Source organism: Pseudomonas sp. p50(2008) (assembly GCF_015351605.1).
Taxonomy (GTDB): domain Bacteria; phylum Pseudomonadota; class Gammaproteobacteria; order Pseudomonadales; family Pseudomonadaceae; genus Aquipseudomonas.
This window is the reverse complement of sequence record NZ_JACMYF010000022.1, coordinates 1-10,931: the sequence shown is the minus strand read 5'-3', so window position 1 is coordinate 10,931 and position 10,931 is coordinate 1. Positions and strand designations below refer to the sequence as shown.

Genomic DNA, 10,931 nt, shown 5'->3' with positions numbered 1-10,931 from the left:
TCCCGAACTCAGTAGTGAAACGATGCATCGCCGATGGTAGTGTGGGGTTTCCCCATGTGAGAGTAGGTCATCGTCAAGATTAAATTCCGAAACCCCTGTTTGCTAACGCGAACAGGGGTTTTGTTTTAGTAGAAGTCACCAATTTTCACCTGCACGTTGCTGCTGCAACGGGCCGGTCACAGAATTTCTTGACGACCATAGAGCATTGGAACCACCTGATCCCATCCCGAACTCAGCAGTGAAACGATGCATCGCCGATGGTAGTGTGGGGTTTCCCCATGTGAGAGTAGGTCATCGTCAAGATTGAAATTCCAGAACCCCTGTCTGCTAATGCAGACAGGGGTTTTGTCGTTCAGGGCCATTGGAAAGTGGCTAACTGAAGCACAGACCTAGATGGCCTGAAAGTTAGAACTGAGCTTACTGTCGCCGCGACATTAAGTTCTTCCTCGAAGTAACAGAAGTTGAGGCGCCGGGCTTACACGCAAACCCCGCAAAACAATTCAGACTTGCTGCTCGATAGTCACCCACCAACGCGTGCGATATCGCACCTTAACAGGCAAGGTTTGCGCAAGGACGGTGAGCAACTTGTCGGTATTGTCGAGTTGGAAACCCCCCGAAAGCCGAAGATCGGCAATGTCCGCCGCACAGCTAATATAGCCGGTACGATAACGGCCAACCTCATGAAGAAAGTTATCGAGGCGCATGTTGCGAGGCACAATCAGACCGTCAACCCAGGCACCGGCGTCCATATCCAGTGCCGGTGCCAACCTCGCCTGGCGGTGATCAATCAAATAGCTCTGCCCGGGAAGCACCTGTATCGGCCCTCCATTGCTGGCAATCGGCGAATGAATGGCAACCCTGCCGGCAGTCACACTGAGCTGGGTACAGACTGGCCCCTGAAGAAGTATGAAGCGTGCATCAACCCCTTCGAATACACCATGGTGACTTTGCACCCGTAAGGGACGATCGAACGAAGCGCCTTGATCAATCCCGCCGCAGGTGATGATGATTTCCCCACGAGTCAGCTTGATCAGTCGCTGTTGCGGTGTGTAGTCGAGATCCACCGCACTGGCGGTATTGAGTTCCAGCCGCGTGCCGTCCGGCAGCTGGAAACCCCGCCGTTCTCCAGTGTTGGTCGCGAAGTCGGCGGTCCACTGTTGCCAACCTGCTACGTCTTTGCCCATCCACGCGCCTGAACCTATCAGCAAGGCGCCAGAGAGCATTTTCAGAGCCTGGCGTCTCCCCAATCCGTGAGCGCTGTTTTCCAGCGTATCCAGGGCACCCGGTACCGCGGGAAAGTTGTTACTCAACTCAGCCTGCAGGGTTTTCACCCTTTGCCAAGCCAGCTCGTGTTCCTGATGCTCTGCCCGCCATACATCACATTGCTGACGCAGGCGGGCATTAGCAGCATTGTTGCGTAGGCGAAGCAGCCAATGGATGGCTTGTTTGACGACCTGCTGCCGAGGCTCGGCATGTCGGCGCTGCGACGCGTTATCCATAGGCGTCATGCGCTGTACCGCAACGCATCGCAGTGATAGAGCGCATCGGCGACAAGGCGCTCCTCTGAGCGCAGGGACAAGCCCATTTGCTCTTGGGCCAGGTCCGCAACGTCGGCAGAATCGCCAAGGCGAGCGAGCAGCCACGAGATGAGCCATCCGTGATGACTGCTGTAAAGCGTCTGTACTGCCAGCTCAGGGGAAAACATGGATGCGACTGCTCGGACGTCACAAATGATAATTAGTCGCATTGTCTTCAAGGGTGGGGGAATTTGCAACTGCTGGCAGTATTACCCTCATTTCGCACGTTACTTCGAGGTCTTCTGATTCTGCGACTCAGGATTATTGAGGTAACGCGTGATGACCTCGACAGCCCGATTGAGGTGGTGCTCAAGCAGTTTCACGGATTCTTCGATGTTCCGGTCTTCCACCGCCCGCAAAAGCGCCCGGTGATCCTCCTGCGACAGCTCACCCAGGTTCATGGCTTCCAGGTTGAAGCGTAGAAAGCGCTCCTCTTCGTTCAACCCGTCTTCGACCAATCTCAGGAGACGGCGATTAGGCGCTTTACCATACAGTGCCATATGGAAAAGACGATTCAGCCGGCCGATCTCGGTGTAGTCGCTTTCGGTTTGCAGATCATCAATATGACGCGCGGCCTGTTGAAAATCCTCGAGGGTAAGCAGGGGGATGGACAGGCGCAGCGCTTCGGACTCCAGCAGGATGCGCAGCGCGTAGGTTTCAACGGCGTCACCTTGGACCAGAGGCGCGACCACAGCCCCTTTGTGAGCAATCACGTTAAGCAGCGATTGCGCTTCGAGCTGACGTAACGCTTCGCGAACCGGCATGCGACTGACACCGAAAAAATCAGCAAGATCTTGCTGGCGTAATGCGGTACCGCAGGGAATACGTCCATCAAGAATGGCGGCGCGCAACGTCTCTTCAATGACCGATCGCGCCAAGTGCGCGGGAATCGGCCCATTGATCTTGATGCTGGCGAGAGGGTTGAGCTTCTGTGTCACAACGCACCCTGAATAAATTGTATGAATGATTGGATCCAAACTGACACTAGTGACTGCCTCTCAGGTTGTCAAACCAACAAATTCGACGCACCACTCTAAAAAGTTTAGCGCGTCATCAGTGATCTCATCGTGCCATTGTCTTTTAGCGGGCGAACCTTCACCATTCAACCGAATTCCACCTGCCTGATCTGGATGCCACGCATTGGCGGCACGTTTCGCGATCCCTAGGACATTGCGCTGGCTGTCATGCGCCCTGGTGCTGGCCAGTATCATGCTGGGCGGGCTGCATGCCGATTGGGATTTCTCGCTGATCAGTCGACGCGCCCAGGCATTGTACGGCCCGTTGGGTGAAGGGCAGCAACGCATTGATGCCTGGCAGCATTTATTGGCGACGCAAAAGCAGGTCGGGGAGCTGGAACAGCTCAATCTGGTCAACCAGTTCTTCAACAAGAAGGTGCGGTACGTAGAAGATATCGACCTGTGGCACGAGGTCGATTACTGGGAAACGCCAATCCAAGCCTTGTGGAAGGGTGCTGGAGACTGCGAAGACTACGCCATCGCGAAGTATTTCAGCCTGCGCCATCTCGGCGTTTCCAGTGATAAGTTGCGCATCACCTACGTCAAGGCATTGCGCCAGAATCGGGCACACATGGTGTTGACCTATTACTCAAGCCCCGAAGCCATGCCGCTGGTGCTCGACAGCCTGATCGATGCAATCAAGCCCGCCAGCCAACGAACCGACTTGCTGCCGGTCTATTCTTTCAATGCTGAAGGGTTGTACCTGCCCGGCACCAAGGGCAACAAGAAGGTCGGTGATACCAAGCGCCTGTCCCGCTGGCAGGATGTATTGAAGAAAATGCAGGCCGAAGGTTTTCCGGTCGAGACGACTAACTAGGAGCACGCGCTCAGATGTCCTTGTTCAAACAGCTGTTGATCGCTATCTGTCTGTTCCTGGTGGTCGCCTTCACAGGCAGCTTCATGGTGAGCCTGGAAAGTTCGCGGACCCAGTACGTCAACCAGTTGCGCTCACACGCCCAAGACGCCGCGACGGCGCTCGCGTTGTCCCTGACGCCGAACATCGATGACCCGGCGATGGTCGAACTGTTGGTGAGCTCTATCTTCGACAGCGGCTACTACGCGAGCATCCGGGTCATCGACGTCAGCAACGACAAAGTCATCGTCGAGCGCAGTGGCATTCCTGCGGTGAACAACGTGCCGGACTGGTTCGTCAAACTCATCGGCCTGGAACCGGCCGGCGGCGATGCAATTGTCAGTCGTGGATGGGAACAGGCCGCGCGGGTCGAGGTCGTCAGCCACCCCATGTTTGCACTGGCCAAGCTCTGGCAAAGCGCGCTGGGCAGCCTCGGCTGGCTGCTGATCTGCGGCGCGGTGAGCGCTGTTCTCGGCGCGCTGTTGCTGCGTCGGCAATTGAAACCGCTGGACTACATGGTCAAGCAATCCCATGCCATTGCCCGTCGTGAGTTCCTCAGCCTGCCGGACCTGCCGCGTACCCCTGAATTGCGACGTGTCGTGCAGGCCATGAATCAGATGGTCGAGAAGCTCAAGGCGCTGTTTCAAGAACAGGCCGAGCGCAGCGAAAAACTTCGGATCGAGTCCTATCAGGACAACCTGACCGGATTGGCCAACCGACGTTATTTCGAGATGCAGCTGAATGCGCGAGTGAGCAATCCGGAGCAGGCAAGCTCTGGTTATCTACTGTTGTTGCGGGTCACGGACCTGGCCGGATTGAACCAGCGCCTGGGCGGCCAACGCACCGATGAATTGTTGATGGCAGTCGGCGAGCAGTTGTCTCGCGAGTGCGCCAAGTACCCTGAAACGCAGAACCTCGTCACACGAATTCGTGGCGGCGAGTTTGCCGTGTTGGCCCCAGGCTTGGTGCGTGAAGAGGCGCTGCAACTGGCGCGCAATCTCGATACTGCCTTGGCGAGCCTGCATGCGACGGGCGCCACCGATGTTGCCTCGGTTGCCACGATCGGGTTGGCGCCGTTTGTTCATGGAGACTCCCCTCAAGCAGTCATCAGCCTGGCGGATCAGGCATTGGCGCAAGCCGAAGGACAGGGCGAACAGAGCTGGGCTTGCCTTGACCACAGCGCGTCGTCACGCGTGGGCGACGATCATCACGCCTGGCACAATTTGCTGGATCAGGCATTGGTGCAGCGGCGTTTCCAGCTGTACTTCCAACCGGTGGTCGCCAGCCAGGACCCGCAGTTGGTACTGCACTACAAAGTGCTTTCGCGTTTGATCGACGATGAGGGCCACACTATTCCCGCCGGGCGTTTCCTGCCCTGGCTCGAGCGCTTTGGCTGGACGGCACGCCTGGACCGTCTGATGCTGGAATTGGTGCTTGCACAAATGGAGGGCCACGAAGAATCGCTGGCGCTGAACCTGTCTTCAGCGACGCTGGCGGACCCGCAGGCGCTGAACAAAGTCTTCGAGATTCTGCGCGCGCATTCCAATCTGGGACCACGGTTGACCCTGGAAATCGGCGAGGAACAAATTCCCGAACAAGCCGTGCTTGAAAAGCTGACGCAACGACTGCGAGAGTTGGGGTTCTCGCTCAGCCTGCAGCGCTTCGGCGGACGCTTCAGCATGATCGGCAACCTTGCGCGGCTTGGGTTGGCGTACCTGAAGATCGATGGCAGTTACATTCGGGCGATCGATCAGGAAGGCGACAAGCGTCTGTTTATCGAAGCCATTCAGCGCGCAGCCCACAGTATCGACCTGCCGCTAATCGCCGAGCGCGTCGAGACAGAAGGGGAGTTGTCGGTGATTCGCGAGATGGGACTTTATGGGGTTCAGGGCCAATTGTTCGGTGAGCCCAAGCCCTGGCAGTAAGGTTTTACAAGCAAAAAAGATCGCAGCCTTCGGCAGCTCCTACAGGAGAAATACATTTCCCTGCAGGAGCTGCCGAAGGCTGCGATCTTTTGCGTTACAACGCTTAAATCAAACCGGTCTCATCATCATCGATCAGATGACTCAACCCACCCAACGCCTCACGAGCCTGGGTCCGATCCATCAGTTTGGCCTGTGCAGCCGGCGGCAGGTCGGTGACGCGAATTACGCCTTTGCTGGTCAGCACCTGGATCAAGTCGTCGAGGACCCGAATCATTTCGAAGTCGCTCTGCTTGAGCTGCTTGAGGCTGACTTCCATCACTTCATTGGCGTACCACGCCTGGATTTCATGATGGTCGGCGGGCAGTGTTTCCGTGGCCTCTGCATAAGCTGCGGCTTCCACGCGCACTAATTGTCCTTGCGCATCGCGTTGCACGTAAAACATTGAGCATCCCTCAGAAATGGACCAGCGTCATGCTGTCAGCAGCATAGGCCAACTGCGCGCGAGTATGCGGTGCGACGACGAAATCGTCACCGGTGTGATTCTCGCAAACGTGATGGCCGCCCGGTTTGGGCGGCCATTTCGTCAGCTATCAGCTGTTGTTGTGATCAACCTTGATGGTCGGATCGCTACCGGCAATCAGGTTGTGCAGGTTGGCGCTAGACCAGTTGTTACCTTCCAGTTTGATCGTCACATCAGGTGCTGCCGCTGCTCCGCTGGTATTGAACTTGCCAGCCGAACTGACCTCAAGAGACGAAACACCGCCCGCCGTGGTGATCTTCAGGAAGTTGTCGATGGTGCTGCCGGTTTCGCCCTGCAGCAAATCACGCAGGTCGATGCGGTCACCTTCGGCAGCCTTGAAGTCTTTGATCACGTCGGTACCGGTGTCGCCTGCTTTCCAGACGAACGTGTCGCCACCCAGACCGCCAATCAACGTGTCGTTGCCCTTGCCACCCATAAGGATGTCATTGCCATCGCCACCGTCCAGCAGGTCGGTGCCCGTGCCGCCGAGCAGGATGTCATTGCCTGCATTGCCGTAGAGCTTATCGTCGCCACCCTGGCCGAAGATGATGTCATTACCGGCACCGCCGAGCAGTGTATCCGCCCCGTCATTGGCGCCAGACACATCGAACACGTTGTAGTGCTCGGTGAGGTACTGATGCACGTTGCTGGTGGTCACCTTGCTGGCGTCCACACCGGTTTGCTGAGCCACGAAGGCCTGCATGGCCTGATAACCCTCGCCGGCAATACCACTGAAGCTCACCAGGTCGCCGAAGATAATGTCGTTGCCGTCGCCGCCGTTGACCGTGTCGGCACCTGGCAAAGTCGCCTCGGTATGACCCAGAATCGCGTCCGCCAGTTTGCTCGGGTCGATGTTGGTTTGCGGTTTGCCATCGGAGTCGTACGGCACAAGGTCTGGAAGTTTGATGTCACTGTTGATGCCAATGGCTTCCACCACCGGACTCAGCTTCACCAGCGCGTCGTAGGCGGCGTCGGACCTGCCGACCACGTCATTGTAGTTATTGTCGGTGGCTTTACCGGTGCCACCCAGTGATGAGATCTCGTAAGTGCCATCGCCTTGTGCGTGCACGTACCCGACATTACTGGTGTCCCAGACAGTATTGCCCCACCAGTTCTTACTGGCTGTCTGCAGCGTTGCGTAGCCGTCGCTGTCGATAAACAGCTTGTGTGTAGAGTCGATGGTTTTGCTGAAGGTATCCCCCAGTTTGTAATTGGTCGTCGTGACCACATCATCGAGTTTCACGCTGCCATACAGCGTCGGGTTGACCTGCTCCGACTTCTGGTAATACGTCGGCTTGCCATCGGTGATGAAGTAGGTGAGGTTGGTTGCACCGGTGTTGGCCAGCGCCTCGGCACTCTTGAAGAAGTTGGCCGTAGCCTTGAACACGTCTTCATAGTTGGTGCCGCCGACCGGATCCATTGAGTTCACGACGCCCCTGAGCAGATCCAGGGCTTTAGGGTCATTCAAGTTGATCGAGATGGTTTTGTTGACTTGGGTGTCGAAGTCCGCGAGGAAGATATTCACGGTCCCCGAGGTGTTGCTACCCAGGCTGTTCTTGAGGCTGGTGAACATGGCCATCAACGAAGTCTTCGCGGCCGCCATCGAGTCTTCCATGCTGCCCGAGCTGTCGACCATGAAGGCAATGTTGTAATTCTTGCCCTGGACCACGTTCAAGCCCGCCACGTCAGCGACAATGATGTCGTTGGCTTCGGTACCCGAGAAATTGTCGTTTCCGGAAGTCCCTACCGATGCGTTGTACACCGCCGGGTAAATAGTGACCGGAATCGTCGCCGTACTTGAAGCCGAACCACCCAGTAGCTCAGTCGAAGTCGACGTCACTGTCAGGTCGAACTTACCGTTGTAGTAGGCCGGCGGCGTCAGGGTCAGGTTGGCCAGGTTCCAGCCAGTCACTGTCGCCGAGCCATCGGTACCCACGGTCCAGCTGTGCCCCGCGTCGTCGCTCAGCACCATGCCTTTCGGGAAGCCGCTGATGGTCACGCTGAGGCTTTCCGAGCCATCGGTATCGGTCAGTGCGGTGGTGATCTTCGACAGATGTACGCTGCCGTTTTCTGCGCCTTCGTTGAGTTTGTAGCCTTCGTAATAACCTTCACCGTTGGTGCCGTGCAGGTCGGAAACCGTCACGCCGGACGCAGCCAGATTGTCCACGCCGGTGTACAGCGGAATACCGGCACTGTTCAGGTCGACAGCGGCTGCGCCGTTCACCGACAGGTTAACGTCGTAGCTGCCCGGGCCACTCTGGTTGTGGTGGTAGATGTCGATGGTGTAGTAGCCGCTGGTGCCCGGGGTGAAGCCTGCTCCCGAGATACCGCCGCCTTTACCCCACAACGCGCTGGCCACTTCTTTGCCGCCAATCGTCACCAGCAGACTGTCGTCAGCGCTGCCGCTGAAGGTGTAAGTCTTGCCAGCTTCGAGGTAGATCAGGCCGGATGTTTTCGATGCGGTACCCGCAACGACATCACCACTGGACTGTACGTTGGTGGAGGTGCTGGTGCTGTTCGGGTTTTTCGCCGCATCAATCACCGACTTCAAGATCGCAGTCGCCGCACCGCTACCGGCGCTACCGTCATAACCTGCATTCAGACCGGACAACCCGGTCCAGACTTCCTTGAGCAGGCCTGTAGAGGTCACGGCATTGCTGTCGACAGTCAGCGTAGGCTTGTCAGCCACCGGGGTAATGTCGACTTTCAGCGTCGCTTCATTGCCCAAGTTGAAACCATCGGTAGGCTTGAACTTGATCTGCGCGTAATCAGCCGCTTTGTTACCGACGCCAGTTCCGCCGTAGCCATCAGCACCGGATTCGTTCGCGACCGGCACGAACTTCAATTTGCCAGCGGTAATATCTGCCTGGCTGATGACCTGGCCTGCGGCAACTTTCACCCAGCCGGCCGCACCGTTGAACATCAGGTCGCCACGACCAGCGACGTCCGTGATGGTGATGCTCAGCGGGCTGTCGTTGTCGACATCGGTCGTCTTGAAGTTATCCCACGTCAACACAACGCTCTGGTCTTCAAGGCCAGTGACGCTGCCACTGACGGCAACCGGCGCATGGTCGTTATCGACAATGGTCGTGTTAACACTGGCGTTGTTAGGGTCGACTGCGAGGTTCTCGAAATTACCGCCGCTGATATTGCCGATGGTGATCACGAAGTTCTCGGAACCTTCAACGTACTTGTCGTTGATGGTCGCGATGTCGAAATTGACACTGTTGCTGTTGGCCGGGATCTTGACCGTAGTCACACCCCTGAAGTCCGTGCCATCTGCCGCAGTGCCGCTGTACGACAGCGTGACAGTGACTTCGGACTTGGCGTTACTGCTCAGCGTCACTGTGTAGTGCGCCGTTTGGCCTTCAACGACCGATGTGTCGCCGGAGATACCGATAGTGACCTTGTCACCCTGACCAGAAGGCTCATCGGTAACGGTAGTAGTCAGCGTGGTCTTATCCAGCGTCAGCTGCTCAAACTTCGCGTTGCCGCCCGATACGGTTTCAAGCTTGTTGACCAGCGTGGTTTGACCACCGGTGTACACGTCATCCACGGTGTTCACGATCAGCGTACCGGTGCTGGTGTTGGCTGGGACGTTGATGGTCTTGCCGTCGGTCAGCGTGAAGGTCATGGCGTCGTGGTTGTTGATCGGCAGACCGGCTGCGTTGGTCAGGGTCACGGTGTAGGTGACCGCGCCGCCTTCGACGACGGTGGATTTGTCCACGGTCAGCTTGGCGATGACTTCGCTGGTGGTGTCGTTGATGGTTACCGTTGCTGGGCCACCGATCACTGGGTTTTCCAGGGCTGCGCCATTCGACGTAGCGCCGGTAATGCCCAATTGTGCGGTGCCGCCGTCTTTGTAGACGTCGTCGCCTTGCGGGGCGAGGGTGTGGACCTTCTCGGTTTCACCTGCAGCAAAGACCACGGTCTTGCCGTTGCTCAAGGTCACAGTGACCGGTTGAAGCTGGGCTTTGTCGAGCTTGATGGTGAAGGCTGCACCCTGGTTTTCCAGTACTGGACCGTTGCCGGTGATGGTGATGCCGACGGCATCGCCTTGACCGGTTGGTTCGTCAGTCACGGTGGTTTGCACCGAGTTCTGACCCAGGGTTAGTTTCTCGTAAGTGTCTGCACCGGTGACCGTTTCCAGTTTGTTGACGATGGTCGGTTGACCACCGACTGCAATGTCGTCGGTGGCGAAAATCGTCTTCTGGCCAGTGACGCTGTTCGCTGGAACGGTAATTAACGTGCCATCGGTGAGCTTGAAAGTCAGCTCAGGATGGTTATTGATCGGCAGACCGGTGCTGGTAGTCAGGGTCACGGTGTAGGTGACCTGACCGCCTTCAGCGACGGTGGTTTTGTCTGCGGTCAGGGTCGCAACGACTTCGCTGACGGTGTCAGTGATGGTCACCGTTGCTGGGCCACTGATGATTGGGTTTTCCAGGGCTGCGCCATTGGAGGTCGCGCTGGAGATACCCAGTTGTACGGAGCCGGCGTCGTTGTAAACGTCGTCGCCTTGTGGGGCGAGGGTATGGACCTTCTCGGTTTGGCCAGCAGCGAACACCAGGGTCGAACCGTCGCTCAGCTTAACGGTAACCGGGTGGTCTTGAGCTTTGTCGAGCTTGATGGTGAAGGCTGCGCCCTGATTTTCCTGGACTGGGCCGTTGCCGGTGATGGTGATGCCGACTTTGTCGCCCTGATTATCAGTTGGCGTGCCCGAACCTGGCTCGTCAGTGACCTTGGTTTCCAAGGCGTTCTCACCCAGGGTCAGTTTTTCGTAGGTGTCTGCGCCGGTCACCGATTCCAGCTTGTTGACGATGGTCGGTTGACCACCGATCGCGATGTCATCGGCTGCCGTAATGGTCGCTTGGCCGGTGACGCTGTTGGCAGGAACAGTAATGGTGGTGCCATCGGTGAGCTTGAAAGTCAGCTCAGGATGGTTGGTCAAAGGCAGACCAGTGCTGGTAGTCAGGGTCACGGTGTAAGTGACCTGACCGCCTTCAGCGACGGTGGTTTTATCCGCCGTCAGGGTCGCAAACA

At 57.3% G+C, this 10,931-nt stretch carries 6 protein-coding genes, 2 rRNA genes and 1 pseudogene; 4 read left to right on the top strand and 5 right to left on the bottom strand.

From position 1 onward, the window contains the following. Together rrf (H7698_RS32045) and rrf (H7698_RS30805) are read left to right on the top strand one after the other, a co-directional pair. A 5S ribosomal RNA gene (gene rrf / locus H7698_RS32045) occupies nt 1-79 on the top strand; the annotation flags it as partial. Nucleotides 80-187: 108 nt separating this feature from the next. Continuing rightward, nucleotides 188-303, top strand: a 5S ribosomal RNA gene (gene rrf / locus H7698_RS30805). Nucleotides 304-500: 197 nt separating this feature from the next. Here rrf (H7698_RS30805) and H7698_RS30800 read toward each other — a convergent pair. From H7698_RS30800 to H7698_RS30790, 3 genes and pseudogenes are all read right to left on the bottom strand, one after another. Further along, nucleotides 501-1,508: a DUF4880 domain-containing protein gene (locus tag H7698_RS30800; RefSeq protein WP_194693867.1), complete on the bottom strand. Its 1,008-nt coding sequence runs from the start codon at nt 1,506-1,508 to the stop codon at nt 501-503. 44 nt (nt 1,509-1,552) lie between these two features. Next, nucleotides 1,553-1,705 (bottom strand): annotated as a pseudogene (locus tag H7698_RS30795) (sigma-70 family RNA polymerase sigma factor); the annotation flags it as partial. A gap of 99 nt (nt 1,706-1,804) precedes the next feature. Beyond that, nucleotides 1,805-2,515, bottom strand: coding sequence for a GntR family transcriptional regulator (locus tag H7698_RS30790; RefSeq protein WP_194693869.1), 711 nt, complete (start codon nt 2,513-2,515; stop codon nt 1,805-1,807). Between the two features lie 202 nt (nt 2,516-2,717). Here H7698_RS30790 and lapG point away from each other — a divergent pair, with 202 nt between their 5' ends. Together lapG and lapD are read left to right on the top strand one after the other, a co-directional pair. Next, the gene (gene lapG, locus H7698_RS30785; RefSeq protein ID WP_194693866.1) at nt 2,718-3,410 is read left to right on the top strand and encodes a cysteine protease LapG; all 693 of its coding nucleotides are present in this window, start codon (nt 2,718-2,720) and stop codon (nt 3,408-3,410) included. A 14-nt stretch (nt 3,411-3,424) separates the two neighbouring features. Next, a complete protein-coding gene (gene lapD / locus H7698_RS30780) occupies nt 3,425-5,371 on the top strand; it encodes a cyclic di-GMP receptor LapD (protein ID WP_194693865.1) in 1,947 nt (648 codons plus the stop codon). A gap of 103 nt (nt 5,372-5,474) precedes the next feature. Here lapD and H7698_RS30775 read toward each other — a convergent pair whose 3' ends face one another. Both H7698_RS30775 and H7698_RS30770 read right to left on the bottom strand, forming a co-directional pair. Continuing rightward, complete coding sequence (locus H7698_RS30775; protein WP_162441129.1) at nt 5,475-5,813, bottom strand: tryptophan synthase subunit beta; 339 nt, start codon at nt 5,811-5,813, stop codon at nt 5,475-5,477. Nucleotides 5,814-5,961: 148 nt separating this feature from the next. After that, nucleotides 5,962-10,931: immunoglobulin-like domain-containing protein (locus tag H7698_RS30770; RefSeq protein ID WP_235992993.1), on the bottom strand; the 4,970-nt coding region annotated here is incomplete at its 5' end.

Excerpts from the sequence above, each read along its gene's own strand:
- H7698_RS30800 (WP_194693867.1), bottom strand. The coding sequence starts at position 1,508 with ATGACGCCTATGGATAACGCGTCGCAGCGCCGACATGCCGAGCCTCGG.
- lapD (WP_194693865.1), top strand. The coding sequence starts at position 3,425 with ATGTCCTTGTTCAAACAGCTGTTGATCGCTATCTGTCTGTTCCTGGTG.
- H7698_RS30775 (WP_162441129.1), bottom strand. The coding sequence starts at position 5,813 with ATGTTTTACGTGCAACGCGATGCGCAAGGACAATTAGTGCGCGTGGAA.